The following is a 15,042-nucleotide window of genomic DNA, read 5'->3' as shown; positions in this document are numbered from 1 at the left end:
TCGCTGGGTAACTTGAGGCAGTCTTGAGCCAATCGAATTACATTTGCTGTGCGGATCGTTGTGCTTGGCCGCGGCGGCTACGCTAAGCGAATGACGGAACTGCCGGATGCGTGGCGGCCCATCGCGCTGCCCCATACGGAGGTCACCGCCACCGGAATTCGATTCCTGGGCCGTCCGGTCGAGCCACCGCCGGCCGGTCCGGACCTGCTGGCCCGCTGCGACGGCACCCGGGCCCTGCGGGACTTCCCCCCGGCGGAGCGGGACCGGCTGCGGCAGAGTCACCGCGCCGGGCTGCTCGTGCTGGCCCCGCCACCCCGGCCCCGCGCGGGTGCGGCGCCGGTCGTGGTCTCGCCGCACCCGGATGACGCCGTGCTCGCGCTGGGCGGCCTGCTGGCCGCGCGCGGCGGCCGGGTGCTCGATGTGTTCAGCGTGGAGACCTGGACCAGCATCCCCTACTACGCGGCCCGCCCCGAGCTGACCACCCGGCTGCTGGCAGCCGAGGAACTCGTGGCCTGCCGGGTGCTGGGCGCCGATCCCGAACTGCTGGGTTTCCTCGACGCCGCCGACCGCCCGGAGCACGCGGCCGGCTTCCTGGCGCCGGACCCGGCGGCCGGGCACACCGGGGAGCCGGAGCTGTTCGCGGCGCTGACCGCCAGGCTGGCCAAGGAACTCACCGGATGCGCCGAGGTGTACCTGCCGCTGGCGGTGGGCGGGCACGTCGATCACCTGCTCTGCCGCGAGGCCGTGCTGGCCCTCGCCGCCAGGGGCGCGTTGCCGGGCAGCCGGCTCGTGTTCTACGAGGACCAGCCGTACTCGCTGTTCACCTCCGCCGAGGAGCTGAGCGCGGCACTGGCCCCGCGGTTGCGCGCGGCCGGGCTGGACCGGCTCCGGCCGCGGCTGCTGCCGATGGACGCCACGGCCGGGCAGGCCAAACAGGAGGCGCTCAAGGCCTACCGCATCCAGGTGCGCGCGGGCATCCGGCGCCGGGTGGCCCGGTACGAGCGGGCACTGGCCGGGCCGGACGTGGCCGCCGAACGGGTCTGGAGCTGAACAGGGAGGAACCGGGATGTACGTGCTGGCCGGAACACTGGCGGCGGCGGATCTCGCCGTGGTCACCGAGGCGTGCGCCGAACTCGGCCTCGCGGTGCACCACGCCGATCCCGAGGCGGCCGGGGCGCGCGTGGCGGACGTCCTGCTGTGCGCCCTGCACCGCACCGCGGGCGAGGCGGTCGAGCCCTCCCCGGCCGAGGTGCGCCGGCGTGGCGGCTACCCGATCGCGGTGCTGGAATCCGTCTCGGCCACCGGCGTGCTCGGGGCGCTCACCGACGGCTACGCGTTCGCGCTGGCCACGCCGTTGCGACGGCCCCGGGTGGTGGCGGCACTGGGCTACCTCAAATCGGTCGCCCCACCCGAGCCCGCGCAGCGGCTGACCTTGTCGCCCGGACTGCTGCGCTCCCCGTCCCGGCAAACGCAGGCGAGCGCGGCCGAGGCGGGGCTGCTGCGGGCACTGGCGGGCAAACCCGGGCAGATCGTCTCGCGCGCGGAACTGACCGCGGCCACCGGCGGCGAGGACGTGAACACGGTGGTGTCGGTGCTGCGGCAGAAGCTGGCCGACCTCGACTCCGGCGCGAAGATCCTCAAGGTGCCGCACCTGGGCTTCCGGCTGGTCGGCACGGTCGAGGACACGCGGTAGCCGCGTGCGCGTCCTGGTGATCACCGGCGCCCCCGGGGTGGGCAAAACGCACGTGGCCCAGCGGCTGGTCTCCTGCTACCGGGTGCCGGTCGCGGTGCTGGACTGCGATCCGTTCGTGCACCCGTGGGAGTCCGGCGAACCCCTGTACCGGCTGATGGCGGCCGAACTGGGCGCCCGCATCCCCGCCTACCGGGAGTGGGGGGCGAGGGTGATCGTGGTGCACGGGGTGATCCTGGCCGGCGGGCGCACCTACGAGCCGGTGCTGGAGGTGCTGTGCGCGCTGGGCACCACGCCTGTGGTGTACGGGCTGTGCGCCGGACCGGACGCGCTCGCCGACCGCATCCGGCAGGACCACGCCGCCCCGCACCTGGTCACCGGGCGGCTCGCGCTGACGCACCTGGACCAGGACGTGCCCGAGGTGCCGGGGGTCCGGCTCATCGAGACCACGCACCGGGACGAGCAGGCCGTGGTCACCGAGATCGCCCGGCAGGAGCTGGCCGACCTGGGACCGGGCTGGCTGGTGGGGTGAGCGGGATCAGCTGTACCGGCCCACCGTCAGCCCGCCCGCGCCGGGCCGCAGCGCGAGCACACACGGGTGATAGTGCGTGGCCCCGATGCTCTCGACGTAGGCGCGGTGCTCCCGCCCGAGTTCCCCGGCCAGGTTGAGCTGCTCGTCGCGTTCGGCGAAGGCCGGCCAGCGCGGCGGCGTCGGCGGCTTGAGCAGCATCCGCCCGGACAGGCCGAGCCCGGCCAGCTCATCGGCCAGCTGGGCCGCGCAGAACGGGCCGCGCGCATCGCCGAAGGAGGCGAACTGCACCAGCGCCTCACCCCGTTCGGTCAGCAGCTCCGGGAGCTGGCGCACGATGGCCCGCACGAAGTCCAGCCCGTCCGGTCCGCCCTCCCCGGCGAGCCAGCCCAGCGCCCCCCGGCGCATCGGCAGGAACGGCGGATTGGAGAGCACCAGGTCGAACCGCTCGCCCAGGTCCAGGGCCGCCATATCGGCCTGCCGCACGGTGACCCGGTCGGCCAGACCGTTGAGGGCGGCGTTGAAGGTGGTCGCGGCCAGGCACTCCGGGTTGATGTCCACCGCGAGCGCCCGCGCGCCGTTGCGGGCCGCCGTCATCGCCAGCGCGCCCGTGCCGCAGCCCAGGTCCAGCGCGGTCCTGGCGGTGCGCCGGGCGGCCACCAGCCGGCAGAGCGTGCTGGTGTCGGTGCCCACCCAGGGCGCGTACGAGCCGGTTTCCCGGCCGGCCGCGCGCCAGGCCGCCAGCACCGTCAGGCCCTCCAGCCGCACCAGCGCGTACTCGGCCGAGAGCAGGCCCGACTCACCGGAGACGATCTTGGTGCGGTCCAGCAGCTCCAGCAGCGGTGTGGGCAGCGCCGCCACGGGCACCTGCCGTCCCAGCACGAACAGGGCGGCCAGCGCCTGCTCCTCGGGCAGTCCGGCCACCGCGCGCAGGTACTCCGGGTTGCGCCACGGCGCGAGGTCGCCGAAGCGGGCGCCCGCCATGACCAGCAGGTCGTGCTGGGGCAACCGGGTCAGCCGGGCGGCGTCGGCCCGCTCGTAGTCGGCAGGGCCCAGTCCGTCCACCGAGATCATCACGCGCTCCCGAACACTGGTGCGAAGGTCGACTTCAGCTCCCGCAGCCGGGCCAGGGCCCTCGGGCCCGCGTACGGCGCGCAGCGGGTGATCTCCGCGTCGGAGATGTGGTCCAGCAGGTACAGGTTGACCACGTCGATCGGCCCGGTGCAGCTGCGGCAGTACGGGAACCGCGGCCGCGGCTGCATGAACATCTCGTAGTGCTGGTGCCTGCCGAACTGCTCGTGGATGAGCTGCGGCTCCTTGGTCACGTTGCCCATGGGTTTGAGCCAGGCGTAGGGGCAGCAGGACACATCGCCCTGCCCGAACAGCTGGACCATGGTCGCGGTGGCGTAACAGCGCAGGGTGCGCACGCCGGTGCGCAGCTGGTTGCCGATGTGTTCGACGAAGGCCCTCGGCGGCAGCACCGGCGCCAGCTCGTCGTAGCGGGCCAGCAACTCGGCGAAGTGCTCGCCCAGCGGCGGGGCCAGGTTGTCCTTGGCCTCCCCGCGCACCGGGAAGAAGTACAGCATCGCGCCCTGGCCGTACCGCTCCAGCAGGAACTCGGCGAAGGCGGCCTGCCCGGTCACGTTGACGTTGCTGAGCACCGACTGCACCTCGACCGGGATGCCGCGTTCGACCGCGCCGTCCAGGCCACGCATGATCACCTCGAACAGCCGGTGCTGCTTGGGCGGCAGCCGGTGCGCGTTCATCTCCAGGGTGTGCCCGTCCAGGGACAGGCAGAGCTGGCAGTTGCCCAGCGCGGCCAGCGCGTCCAGCCGGGCGTCGGTGAGGAAGACCCCGTTGGTGATTACCTGGACAACCTCGTACTTGCTACTGCATTCGGCTACGAATTCGGTGGAGCCTTTCAACCAGAAGAACTCACCGCCGGAGAGTCGCATGATCGGACTGTCCACCTGCTGGTGATAGGCGTCCAGGATCCGGTGCCAGTCCGCCCGCCGGTCCGTGGTGAGCCGGAACTTGGCGTCCGGCACGTTCATCAGCAGGTTGAAGTCCTCGGTCAGGCAGTACGAACACCGCATCTGGCAGAGCTGCTCCTCGATGACCATGTCGTTCATCAGCAGCCGCAGTCGATTGTGCTCGTCCCGGTTCGCGAACATCGCCGCGCGATAGTCGTTCTTGAGTGCCACGCCGTACCCCATGATTCGGGAGGCATTCCGGTCCGTTCGGTTTTTCGAGCGTAGGAGAGCCGTCGAGTGAAGGTCAATACGCCATACGGTACCGATGGAAAGCACACTGTAGAACTCGGCGGTCAATTCCTGGACCGGGCCGGAAGTGGTCGGTAAACTCGCGAATCTCGACCGTCCCCATTTTCCTGCGGGTAAGGACACGCGTATGCTCGCGCTCGGTCTCGGTGGTTCCAATCACGACTTCTCCGCCGCTCTGGTGCACGAGGGAGAGATCAGCGTCGGCATCGAGGAGGAGCGGCTGGCCCGCCGCAAGTACGCGGTCAACGTCAACTCGCTGGCCAACCGGGGCTGGCGGTACTGCCTGGACACCCACGGCGCCCGGCTGGCCGAGGTCGACTTCATCGTCGCCGACGACACCCTGCTGCCCACCTGCTACTTCCACTTCCGCGGCCGCACCCACCTGATCCGGCACCACCTCGCGCACGCCGCCAGCGCCTTCTACCCCTCCCCGTTCGCGGAGGCGGCGATCCTGGTGGCCGACGGCGCGGGCAGCATGATCGACGGGCACGGCGTGGAGACGCTGACCCTCGGCGTGGGGCGCGGGGTGGGCATCCACGAGCTGTCCAAGGTCTACGGCACCGAGTGGACCACCGACGGCAGGCACGCCGATCGCGTGTACCAGGCCGGGGACAGCAACCACTCGCTCGGCTTCCTGTACAAGGCGGTCAGCCGCGCGATCGGCTTCACCCTCTATGAGGAAGGTCCCTGGTATCTCACCGAGGACGGCAAGACCATGGGGCTGGCCCCCTACGGCGGCGACCGCTACCTGGCGCGGTTCCGGCGGCATCTGGAACTGCTGCCGGAGGGCCGGTTCGCCTTGCACCTCAAGGGGGAGGACGGTCTGCTGGACTTCCTCGAACACGTCCTGGACGGCCTGGAGGGGGAGGACCGCTTCGCGCGGGCCGCGGACCTGGCGTGGGCGGCGCAGGAAACCCTGGAGACCGCGCTGCTGCACGCGGCGCGCTGGCTGCAGCGGGAGACCGGGCTGACCCGGCTGGCCCTGGCCGGCGGAGTGGCGCTGAACTCGGTGGCCAACGGGAAACTGTTGCGGCACACGCCCTTCACCGAGGTGTTCGCCCAGCCCGCCGCCGGGGACAACGGCTGCGCGATCGGCTGCGCCTACTACGGCTACCACCAGCTCGGCGAACGTCCCCGGCCACGCGGCACCGGCCGGCGGCCTCGCCCGCAGGCCCACACCTACCTCGGCCGCACCTACCCCGACGCGGAACTGACGGCCGCACTGGATGCGGCGGGACTGCCCTACCGCCGGGTTGAGCGCCCGGCCCGGCTGGCCGCGGAGTTGTTGCCCCGGGGCGCGCTGCTCGGCTGGTTCACCGGCGGCTCGGAGTTCGGCCCGCGCGCACTGGGCCACCGCAGCATCCTGGCCGACCCCCGGCGGCCCGAGATGAAGGACATCCTCAACAGCAAGGTCAAGCACCGGGAATCCTTCCGCCCCTTCGCCCCGGCCGTGCTGGCCGAGCGCTGCGCGGACTACTTCGACCTGGACATCGAGTCACCGTTCATGCTGATCGTGGCCCCGGTCCGGGCGCACCGCAGGACCGAGGTGCCCGCGATCACCCACGTCGACGGCACCGCCCGCGTGCAGACGGTGACGCGGGAGGCCAACGGATCCTTCTATGACCTGGTGGCCCGCTTCGATGAACTGACCGGAGTGCCGGTGGTGCTCAACACCTCCTTCAACGACCGGGGCGAGCCGATCGTGGAAACCCCGGCGCAGGCACTGGCCTTCTTCGGGCCCAGCAAACTGGACTACCTGTTCCTGGAGGACTACCTGGTGGCGCACAGCGAACCGGAACTGGACACCGCGCTGGCCGAGGCCACCGGATGACGCGGTACGAGCCGTGGCGCGGCCTGGCACTGTGGGGCGAGGCGGAGGAGAAGGCGGCGCTGGAAGTGCTGCGCTCCCGGTCGCTGTTCCGCTACTACGGCCCGGATCTGTTGCACCGCACGGATTCCTTCGAACGGGAGCTGGCGGAGCTGCTGGCGGTGCCTTACACCGTAGGGGTTTCCTCGGGCACCGCCGCACTGGCCTGCGCGCTGATCGGCCTGGGCATCCCGGAGGGCGCCGAGGTGATCATGCCCGCGGTCACCTTCGTCGCCTGCGCCAACGCGGTGGTCTGGGCGCGCGGCGTGCCGATTTTCGCCGAGGTCGACGACACCCTCACGCTGGACCCGGCGGCGCTGGCGGAGCAGATCACCGACCGCACCTGGGGCGTGCTGCCGGTGCACCTCAACAACGCCGCCGCCGACCTGGACCCCATCCTCGCGGTGGCCCGGCAGCACAACCTGGTCGTGGTGGAGGACGCCGCCCAGGCCGCCGGAGTCCGCTACCGGGGCCGCCGGGCCGGGGCCATCGGGGACGCGGGCGCGTTCAGCTTCCAGCTGGAGAAGAACCTCACCGCGGGCGAGGGCGGCGCGGTCAGCGTCACCGATCCCCTTGCACACCAACGGATTGTCCGCTACCAGGACCAGGGCGGCCAGTTCACCACCGCCAGGGGCAATGACCGCGGGCAGGCGCCGGATGCGTTCCTGGGTGTGAACCTGCGCATGACGGAACTGACCGCGGCCCTGCTCCGCGTGCAACTGGGCCGCCTAGACCCGATGCTCGCGCACCTGCGCGCGGTGGCCACCGAGGTCCGCACCGCACTACCGGACTTGCACTGGCGGCGACTGCCCGACGAGCAGGGCTCCGGCGGCGACCTGACCTTCTTCCTCGGCTCCCGCCTGGACGCCCGCGACCGGGTGGCCGCGCTGACCGCGCACGGCATTCCCGCGCACACGCTCTACCAAGGGCAACCGGTGTACGGCAATCCGGCGATCCGGGCCGGCCGCACCCCGTGGGGCACCCGGTGGGGCACCCCCGCCCGCTGCCGGACCAGCGAGAGCCTGCTGGGCCGCTCGGTGACGATCAGCCTGGGCGCCACCATGACCGCGGCGGACGTGCACGCGGTGATCACCGCCCTGCGCGGCAAGCCCGGCTGAATCCCGCCGGCGCCCCGTGGACCCGGGGCGCCGGCGGATGCCCTACGCGGGCAGCGCCCACATCGGGTTGGTGTAGAACCACAGGTCCTCCCACGGGTCGGCGTCCCCGGCCACGTCCATCGCCGGACCGGCCGGATCCACCGCCGCACCACCGAGTCCGACCGCGACCCGCTTGCCGTCGGTGCCCCGCAGCCGCAGATAGAACGGCTCGTCCAGGCGCCCGAGGGCGTGGGTGAACTTCGCCGTGCCCGCGGTGGCGTTGACTGTGAAGGAGCGCACCACCTTCGTCTTCGGCGCGGAGAAGGTGTCCCGGTCGGCGACCGGACCGGTCACCGCGCCCTGGATGATGTCCACCCTGGCCAGTTTCGGCACGAACTGCGCCCAGTTCGGCAACCGCGCCAGATCCACGCTGATCACCAGCTCCAGCGCGGTGCCCCGCCGCGCCCGCAACACCCCGCCCAGCGTGACGCTGTCCCGCGCCCACCGGTCCGCGGTGCGCAGCCGGATGTCCAGCCCGGCCACCAGCGCCCCGTGGTCCACCCAGACCCGCCCGGCCCGGATCCCGGCCATCACCGCGCGATAGGAGTGCCCGTCCGCGCCGACGTGCGTGCGGGTGTAGGCGCCGGGCCAGAAGTCGGCGTTGGTGAGGTCGGGCACCTTCCCGTGCACGGCGTCGGCGAGCTTGCCGTCGCGGTCGAAGTTCGAGCCGGGGCCGGTGACCGCGGTGTCGCCGTAGATGGCGTGCGAGTCGGAGTTCGCGGTGACCCACCACGGCCTGCCCTCGGCGAGCAGGCTGTCCCACAATCCGCCCACGGTGGCGGTCATCCAGTCGAAGCCACCGAAGGTCCGGTAGCTCGCCGGCGGGTAGGCGGGGAAGGAGTCCGGGCCCGGCTCCATGAAGTAGTAGCCGCGGGAGAGCCCGGCGCCGAACGGCTTGGCGATGCCCGCGGCCTGGTGCCCCGGCGCGGCCTCCATGCCCACCGCGATGTGCGGCTGGGCATCGCGCCAGTTCCGGATCTCGTGCGGGGTGTCGATCCCCTGTCGGGCCGGGTGGTTGGCCAGGAACAGCACATCCTCGATCCGCCTGCGCCGCAACGCGTCGGCGAGGAAGTCGATGCCCGCGATGGCCAGTGCCTCGTTGGCGGGGGTGTTGGTCAGGGCGTTGCGCACGATGCCGTCGAAGGAGCCCTCGAACTCCTGGAGCACGCGCACTTCCTCCCGTCCGGGGTGGACGAACACGGTGCCATGCTCGGCGGCCGGAATGTTCCACTCCAGCCCCTGGAACACCAGCGCCTCCGGCACATCCCGGCGCGCGGCCACGATCTCCGGGTGCACCCGTTCCACCCCGATCCGGGCATGCGTCGGCCCGCCGTGGTCGGTGATCACCATCCAGTCCAGCCCGTGCGCGGCGCCCTGCCGCACGTGGTCGATCACCCGGTAGCGCCCGTCCAGGCTGTACTGGGTGTGGATGTGATGGTCCCCGGCAAGCCACCGGTAACCCCCACGCGGGGGCGGCGCCGCACTCGCGGTCGCACCGAGAATCCCTGGCGCCACGGCGAGTCCGGCGCCGAGTAGCCCGGCCCGGCGCAGCATCGCCCGGCGGGACAACCCATCCGGCGGCAGCGCCTCGTCCGGCACCGCCTGGTCGAGTGCCTCGGGTAGCGGGTGGTCATGGTCATGATGGTGGTGATGATGATGGTTCACAGCCGGTGGATCGGGGCCGGCCGAAGCCAACCTGGATAGCCCACCCCGGTGACTACGCCGGCAACCGTTCGCACCGGGTGTCGGCCCAGGTCACGGCGGGCATGGCGAGAAACCCAGACAGATAGTTCAGCCTTCGCGACTGCGGAGAACTCCGGCCGAAGCGTCGATCATGTGGTCGTGGCGGCGAAGCCAGTGCACGCGACCTTGAGTTGCCGGTGGTCCACCACTGCTTGATCTTCTCTTGCCAGCTGCCGGGCAGAGGTGCGACCAACGGGGATCCGCGGGAAGCACGACCGCACTGGCGGGAGTTCACCCAGCCCGCCTCACCTGAGGTCGGGCATGTCCCGGAGCTGCCTGCGCGAGGTGACACCGAGCTTGCGGAAGATGTTGCGCAGGTGGGCATCCACCGTGCGGGGGCTGAGGAACAGGCGCGTGGCCACCTCTTTCGACGTCGCGCCCGCCGCGACCTGGCGCGCGATGTGCGTCTCCTGCATGGTCAGCCGGTCGTAGGTGTGCTCGGAGCGGCTGCGCGCCACTTCCCCGGTCGCGCGCAGCTCGTCCGCGGCACGCCGGGCGAAGGCAGCCAGGCCGATCTCGGACAGCAGTTCATGCGCGGAAGCTGACCACCACGGCGAACAACGAACGGCGGGCGTGCTCCCAGACCCGGAACACGCCCGCCGCGGCCAAGGCCGTGCGCCGTCCGGTGACCAATCAGCCGTTGTGAATCACCTGGGCATACTTTAGTGTTCGTCGCACGTAAAGATCCGTGGGGGGTTCCAGATGACCGTGGTCGTAGCGGACCAGCCGTCGATGTCGCCGAGGCGGACCCGGTTCGTCCGCCACTGGGCAGGCAGGCTGGTCGCGTTCGGTGAGTTCATCGACGGCTACGACTTGCTGGTCATCGGCGCCGCGATGCTGTTCCTCCGGCCGTATTTCGACCTCACCCCGTTCCAGGTGGGGGTCGTGACCGCGGCGGCGTTCGTGGGCACCGCGGTCGGCCTGCTGGTCTTCGGTGACCTGTCCGACCGGTTCGGCCGGCGGGTGATCCTCATGATCAATCTGGTGTTCTTCGTAGCGGCGTCCATCGCCGCCGCGTTCGTGCAGGACGTGTGGCAACTGGTCGCGGCGAGATTTGTGCTCGGTGTCGCGGTGGGCATGGACATTCCGACCACGCACGCGTTCCTCGCCGAGATCGCGCCCACGTCCCGTCGTGGCCGCATCGCGGGCAGCCTGCCCAACATGATGTGGCTCGGTGGCGCCATTGTCTCGGTGCTGCTCGCGCTCGCGCTCAAGCCGGTGTTCGGCGAGGAGACCTGGCGGTGGTTGTTCGGCCTGGCCGCGCTGCCCGCTGCCGCGGTACTGCTGGCCCGGCAGTTCCTGCCCGAGTCGCCGCGCTGGCTGCGTGCGCAAGGCCGGGTGGAGGAGGCGCAGCGGGTCTACGACACGCTCGGGCTGGAGCCGCCGAAGCACGAGGCCGCCGTGCGGCGGAACTACCGGGCACTGTGGTCCGGTGGGGCGTGGCGGCGGCTGGTGACGGTGACGGCGTTCTTCGCCATTCAGGCCTTCGGCGGCGCGGTGGCGACGGTCGCGGGCCCACTGATCATCAGCAGCCTCGGCATCGGCGTGTCCAACACCCTGTATTTCTCCCTGCTCGGCTACGTGATGGGGATCATCGCGGTGGCGGCGGGCGCCTTGGTGATCGATCGGATCAACCGTCGTTGGCTGGGCGTGTGGACGTGCCTCGGTGTCTTCGGCGCGGGGCTGGGCATCGCGTTCACCGGCGAGAATCCCGGCGCCGGCCTGGTGATCTTCTGGGCGGTGTACGCCACGCTGACCTGGCTCGGCCCTGGCGTGCTGTGCTGGGTGTGGAGCGCGGAAGCGTTCCCGACCGCGCTGCGTGGCCTCGGCTCCGGTATCGCTCAGGCCGCGACCCGGCTGGCGATCGCGCTCAACGTGTTCCTGGTGCCTACGCTGGTGCAGGAGCACGGCATCCAGGTCGTCGCGTGGTATGCCTTCGCTTTCGTGGTGTGCGCGGTCCTCGTGGCGGCGTCACCGTGGCTGGCCACCACCGGGGTGGAACTCGAGGAAGTCAACGAGGCCGAGTCCAGCCCGTCGGTGCGGCCATGAGCGAGGCCACTCGTTCCCAGCTCAGTGGAACCCAACCGCGCAACGCCCGGCAGGCCAACACCGCCGCCCTGTTGCAGCTGCTCGTCCACCGTGGCCCGGTGGCGCGCAGCGAGATCGCCAAGGAGCTCTCGCTCAACCACGCCAGCATCGGCCGGATCATCGAACCGCTGCTGGCCGCCGGCATCGTCCGCGAACTGGCCGAGCAGCCCAGCCGGATCGGCAGGCCAAGGGTGCCGGTGGAGCTGAACCCGACCAGCCGGTACGCGGTCGGGGTGCACCTTGGCCTTGAGCGAACCACGGTCGGACTGACCGACCTGGCCGGTCACTGCGTCCGGGCACACACCGAGGACCGCGATCCGGCCGACAGCGCGGGCACGGTGGGGAGAGCCGCCGAACTGGCCGCCGAGATGGCCGGCTTCGCCGCCGGCCCAGTGCTGGGCATCGGTGTGGCCGTCGGCGGCGAGGTGGACCGCGCGGCTGGCCGGGTCGTGCGCAACGACGTGCTGGGGTGGGTCGATGTCCCGGTCGCCGATCGGGTGCGTGCGCGGACCGGGCTCAACGTCGTGGTGGACGGCAACGTGTCCGCCCTGCTCGGCGCCGAACTCACCTTCGGAGCGGAGCCGGGCCGGCACAGCGTGCTGTATCTGTTCGTCGGCAACGTCGCGGAGCTGGGGTTCCTCGGCCGACCGGTGGCGACGGGTCCGGACGGCATCATCCAGGGCAGCTTCGGTCGTATCCTCGTGCCTGATCTCACCGGCGGCGGTTACGCGCGCTTCGGCGAGTGCGGGACGGACGTGGCGCTGCTCGCCGCGGCTCGATCCGCCGGACTCGCGGTGACCTCGCTGACGGACCTGGTTCGCCTGGCCGAGGCGGATCCGGTCGCGATCGGGCTTCTTGAGGCGCGCGGTGCCCAGGTCGCCGTGGTGGCCGACACGGTGTACGAGCTGATGCGGCCGCGCATGATCATCCTCGGTGGTAGCGGCGCGGCATCGGACCGATGGCTCGAGGTGGTGCGCGACCGCGTCGAGACGACTCCACCGGAGGCGCTGGTCCGGCCGCGCGCCAGTGACAACCTGCTCGTCACCGCGGCGGCGGGACTCGTCGTGCGCGCCTTCCTCGCCGCCGGAACCGCCGAATGAAACGGGTGCTGCGCGTTGACCGTGGAACTCGCTGATCCTGGCTGGGAAGGGGTGGGGTCATGAGTGGTGTGGTGGTGCTCGGCGGTGCGGGTGGTATCGGCTCGGCCATCGTGCGTGCGCTACTGGCGGCGGGACGACAGGTCGCCGTGGTGGACATCGCGCCACCGCCGCTGGAGCTGGCCGGCGTGCCGTGGATCCTCGGCGACGCAACCGACTCAGCCGTGATCGGCGCCGCGTACGACGCGCTCGGCAGCACGACCGGGCTGGTGCACTGCCTGCTGGCTGAGCATCGCGCCCCGCTGGCCGAGCAGACTTCGGACGCGGTGCGCAGCGTGCTGAACATCGGTGCGGTGTCGGCGTTGGAGCCGTTGCAGCAACTGCTCGCCCGGGCCGGCGGAAGGTCGTGCGCCGCGGTGCTGGTCAGTTCGATCCACGCGGAGTTGGCGTGGGGTGGCCAGGCGCCGTACGCGATGGCCAAAGCCGCGTTGGAGGCACTCGGTCGCGCAGCCGCCGTGGAGCTGGGTCCGCGCGGGCTTCGGTGCAACGTCGTCCGGCCGGGGTTCGTCATGGTGCCCCGCAACGCGCATCGCTGGCAGGACGTGGACACCCGTAACGCGTTGACCAAGGTGCAGCCACTGGGCGAACTGGCTCAGCCGGACGACATCGCTCGCGTGGTGGCCTTCCTGCTCAGTGATCAGGCCAGGCTCGTCTCCGGCGCGACCGTCACCGTGGACGGCGCGATGACGGCCGTACTGCCCGAGCCGACGACGTAGTTGACACCGGCGCGAACGAGTTTGCCGTCGTGGACAAGCCATCACCAGCGCAAGCGTGCGAAGGGAGCAGTTTCCCTGAATGGCACCCTGTCCCGGGAACAGCTGACGCCACCATGCAAACCGGCGCCGCCGAACTCGATCTGCCAGGCACCGCAGCCGGCCTGATCGCCACGAGCGGCCGGTTCGACGTCTCAACCGCACTCGTCGTACCAGACAACGTGTCCGTTACCCATTGCGGTCGCGGCGCGGTCGGTGCCGTTCCGCGCGGCGGCCTGCGACTTCGTCCTCTCCCGCCACTGCCACTCCGGGTGCACCGCCGAGTCCAGCACGCCGCGGTTCAGCTTCCCGGGGAACAGACTGCCGTCCGCACAACTACCGCCTGATCAACCGTTCCAGCGGCAAGTGCCTCGCGGTGCCCAAGGACAAGAAGGACGTGCTGAACACGCTGGCCGTGCAGGTGGACTGCGCCAACGCCGCCTACATCACCACCTGGGGCTACGGCATCGCCGCGGGCTCGGTGCAGTACCTGCTCTCGCCCACCGGAGTGCCGAACCGGGTGCTGGTGGTCGCCGGTGACTCGCTCAACGACGACGCACCCGCGGTCCTCGGTGAGCAGAGTGAGACCGGCCCCACGCCGGTGTCGGCGATCTGGAACGCCAGACCGGTCAGCTGAGGTGATCTCAGCCCGGTGCGCCACGCCTCGGCACGGCCAGGGAGTGGCGCACCGGGCGATCTGGTCACAGCAGGGGCGGTGCGTGGAACTGGCCGAGGCCGGTGGCCGGGTCGCGGTCCAGCCAGTAGCGGCGCAGCTGGGCGAGGACGACGTCGACGCCGGCGGTGAGGATGCCGGGGATGGTGGCCAGGTCGTAGTCGATGAAGGTGGCCAGTTCGCCGGGATCGGTGACCAGACCCGTGCACAGGACCGAGGTGTCACCGGCGACGTGGGAGCTGAGCCGGGTCTGCGGGAGCTGGTCGACGCGGCGGATCACCTCGGCGGTCTGACCGGGGGCCACGCGTAGCCGCAGCACGAACTGGGTGGCGAAGCCCAGCCATTCGGACACCACTTCGAGCCGGGGTCTGATCCAGCCCTCGTCGAGGATGCGCCGGACCATCCGGTGCGCGGTCGAGGTGGGCAGGCCCGCGGCCCTGCCCAGGCCGGCCGCGGTGGCCCGGCCGTCCTGCTGGAGCAGCGTGATCATGGTGCGTTCGGCGTCGGTGAGGGGTTTGGCCGGTGGCGCGATGCTCGCCTCGGTCTCGGCGGGCATGCCGGTCAGCTTCAGCAGGTGCTGCTGTTCGGCGTCGGTGAGGAACTGTGGGTCCCAGTGGCCGCCGCGGTGCGGGGTGGCCAGGGCGGGCAGGGTGGCGACCCGCCGGATCCCGGGGATGGCGTACAGCCGGTCGATCGTCGCGCTGGTCTCGGCCTGCGAGGGCGCGTGCACGCCGACGTAGGCGGGGTAGTCGCCGGAGATCTGGGCCAGGTACACCACGTGCGGCAACGCGCCCACCCGGCCCAGCACGGTCAGCGGGGTGTCGCCGGAGATGTCCAGGAACAGGTTGACCGGCATCGTGGTGGAGTGCAGGCCCCAGTGCGCCTGCCCGATCACCCGGATCATCCGGGCCTCGGCCAGCCGGTCGAAGCGGCGTTTGAGCGTGCTCGGGTCGATGGCGAGCACCGCGCCCAGGTCGTCCCAGGTCGCCCTGGGGACCAGGTGCAGGGCCCCGATGAGCCGCCGATCCACGTCATCCAGTGCTGGATACATCACCCTCCGCTCGTCTGTGCCAGGTTATCCCATCTTTACCTCGCTCGGCTGGT

General features: G+C 71.3%; 13 protein-coding genes and 1 pseudogene. 9 read left to right on the top strand and 5 right to left on the bottom strand.

What is annotated here, in order from left to right; all coding sequences use genetic code 11:
• Positions 1 to 90: 90 nt before the first annotated feature.
• The 3 genes from MZC64_RS41620 to MZC64_RS41610 are packed head-to-tail and all read left to right on the top strand — an operon-like array spanning position 91 to position 2,222.
• Entirely contained in the window at positions 91 to 1,050 is a 960-nt protein-coding gene (locus tag MZC64_RS41620; protein WP_247764804.1) for a PIG-L deacetylase family protein, read from the top strand.
• Positions 1,051 to 1,066: 16 nt separating this feature from the next.
• Positions 1,067 to 1,693, top strand: a complete 627-nt coding sequence (locus MZC64_RS41615) for a helix-turn-helix domain-containing protein (RefSeq protein ID WP_247764805.1) — start codon at positions 1,067 to 1,069, stop codon at positions 1,691 to 1,693.
• Between the two features lie 4 nt (positions 1,694 to 1,697).
• Complete coding sequence (locus MZC64_RS41610) at positions 1,698 to 2,222, top strand: hypothetical protein (RefSeq protein ID WP_247764806.1); 525 nt, start codon at positions 1,698 to 1,700, stop codon at positions 2,220 to 2,222.
• A gap of 6 nt (positions 2,223 to 2,228) precedes the next feature.
• Here MZC64_RS41610 and MZC64_RS41605 read toward each other — a convergent pair whose 3' ends face one another.
• Positions 2,229 to 3,293 carry a methyltransferase gene (locus MZC64_RS41605; RefSeq protein ID WP_247764807.1) on the bottom strand — a complete coding sequence of 355 codons (1,065 nt, stop codon included), beginning with the start codon at positions 3,291 to 3,293 and terminating at the stop codon, positions 2,229 to 2,231.
• Positions 3,293 to 4,423, bottom strand: a complete 1,131-nt coding sequence (locus MZC64_RS41600) for a radical SAM protein (protein ID WP_247764808.1) — start codon at positions 4,421 to 4,423, stop codon at positions 3,293 to 3,295. The genes MZC64_RS41605 and MZC64_RS41600 overlap by 1 nt, the downstream gene beginning before the upstream one ends.
• A gap of 205 nt (positions 4,424 to 4,628) precedes the next feature.
• Between MZC64_RS41600 and MZC64_RS41595 the strand changes: the two genes are divergently transcribed.
• Complete coding sequence (locus MZC64_RS41595; RefSeq protein ID WP_247764809.1) at positions 4,629 to 6,332, top strand: carbamoyltransferase C-terminal domain-containing protein; 1,704 nt, start codon at positions 4,629 to 4,631, stop codon at positions 6,330 to 6,332.
• Entirely contained in the window at positions 6,329 to 7,486 is a 1,158-nt protein-coding gene (locus MZC64_RS41590; RefSeq protein ID WP_247764810.1) for a DegT/DnrJ/EryC1/StrS aminotransferase family protein, read from the top strand. The genes MZC64_RS41595 and MZC64_RS41590 overlap by 4 nt, the downstream gene beginning before the upstream one ends.
• 42 nt (positions 7,487 to 7,528) lie before the next feature.
• Here the strand turns inward: MZC64_RS41590 and MZC64_RS41585 are convergent, their stop codons facing one another.
• Positions 7,529 to 9,190, bottom strand: coding sequence for a PHP domain-containing protein (locus tag MZC64_RS41585; protein WP_247764811.1), 1,662 nt, complete (start codon positions 9,188 to 9,190; stop codon positions 7,529 to 7,531).
• A 323-nt stretch (positions 9,191 to 9,513) separates the two neighbouring features.
• A pseudogene (locus MZC64_RS41580) lies at positions 9,514 to 9,807 on the bottom strand (helix-turn-helix transcriptional regulator); the annotation flags it as partial.
• A 163-nt stretch (positions 9,808 to 9,970) separates the two neighbouring features.
• Here MZC64_RS41580 and MZC64_RS41575 point away from each other — a divergent pair.
• From MZC64_RS41575 to MZC64_RS41560, 4 genes are all read left to right on the top strand, one after another.
• Positions 9,971 to 11,317, top strand: a complete 1,347-nt coding sequence (locus MZC64_RS41575) for an MFS transporter (protein ID WP_247764812.1) — start codon at positions 9,971 to 9,973, stop codon at positions 11,315 to 11,317.
• The gene (locus MZC64_RS41570; protein WP_247764813.1) at positions 11,314 to 12,456 is read left to right on the top strand and encodes an ROK family transcriptional regulator; all 1,143 of its coding nucleotides are present in this window, start codon (positions 11,314 to 11,316) and stop codon (positions 12,454 to 12,456) included. Before MZC64_RS41575 ends, MZC64_RS41570 begins: the two co-directional genes overlap by 4 nt.
• 59 nt (positions 12,457 to 12,515) lie before the next feature.
• Positions 12,516 to 13,229 carry an SDR family NAD(P)-dependent oxidoreductase gene (locus tag MZC64_RS41565; protein ID WP_247764814.1) on the top strand — a complete coding sequence of 238 codons (714 nt, stop codon included), beginning with the start codon at positions 12,516 to 12,518 and terminating at the stop codon, positions 13,227 to 13,229.
• A 412-nt stretch (positions 13,230 to 13,641) separates the two neighbouring features.
• Positions 13,642 to 13,902 carry a hypothetical protein gene (locus MZC64_RS41560; RefSeq protein WP_247764815.1) on the top strand — a complete coding sequence of 87 codons (261 nt, stop codon included), beginning with the start codon at positions 13,642 to 13,644 and terminating at the stop codon, positions 13,900 to 13,902.
• Between the two features lie 64 nt (positions 13,903 to 13,966).
• Here the strand turns inward: MZC64_RS41560 and MZC64_RS41555 are convergent, their stop codons facing one another.
• Positions 13,967 to 14,989 carry an Lrp/AsnC family transcriptional regulator gene (locus tag MZC64_RS41555; protein WP_247764898.1) on the bottom strand — a complete coding sequence of 341 codons (1,023 nt, stop codon included), beginning with the start codon at positions 14,987 to 14,989 and terminating at the stop codon, positions 13,967 to 13,969.
• Positions 14,990 to 15,042 lie beyond the last annotated feature (53 nt).

The sequence above is a fragment of the Crossiella sp. S99.2 genome, assembly GCF_023094165.1.
Taxonomy (GTDB): Bacteria; Actinomycetota; Actinomycetes; order Mycobacteriales; family Pseudonocardiaceae; genus Crossiella.
Note: the sequence above shows the minus strand (reverse complement) of the source record. Positions and strands in the feature narration are given on the sequence as shown.

What these genes read in the sequence shown, in the direction of transcription:
- MZC64_RS41620 (WP_247764804.1), top strand. Translation starts at nt 91, where the DNA reads ATGACGGAACTGCCGGATGCGTGGCGGCCCATCGCGCTGCCCCATACG.
- MZC64_RS41615 (WP_247764805.1), top strand. Translation starts at nt 1,067, where the DNA reads ATGTACGTGCTGGCCGGAACACTGGCGGCGGCGGATCTCGCCGTGGTC.
- MZC64_RS41605 (WP_247764807.1), bottom strand. Translation starts at nt 3,293, where the DNA reads ATGATCTCGGTGGACGGACTGGGCCCTGCCGACTACGAGCGGGCCGAC.
- MZC64_RS41595 (WP_247764809.1), top strand. Translation starts at nt 4,629, where the DNA reads ATGCTCGCGCTCGGTCTCGGTGGTTCCAATCACGACTTCTCCGCCGCT.
- MZC64_RS41590 (WP_247764810.1), top strand. Translation starts at nt 6,329, where the DNA reads ATGACGCGGTACGAGCCGTGGCGCGGCCTGGCACTGTGGGGCGAGGCG.
- MZC64_RS41575 (WP_247764812.1), top strand. Translation starts at nt 9,971, where the DNA reads ATGACCGTGGTCGTAGCGGACCAGCCGTCGATGTCGCCGAGGCGGACC.
- MZC64_RS41570 (WP_247764813.1), top strand. Translation starts at nt 11,314, where the DNA reads ATGAGCGAGGCCACTCGTTCCCAGCTCAGTGGAACCCAACCGCGCAAC.
- MZC64_RS41565 (WP_247764814.1), top strand. Translation starts at nt 12,516, where the DNA reads ATGAGTGGTGTGGTGGTGCTCGGCGGTGCGGGTGGTATCGGCTCGGCC.
- MZC64_RS41555 (WP_247764898.1), bottom strand. Translation starts at nt 14,989, where the DNA reads ATGTATCCAGCACTGGATGACGTGGATCGGCGGCTCATCGGGGCCCTG.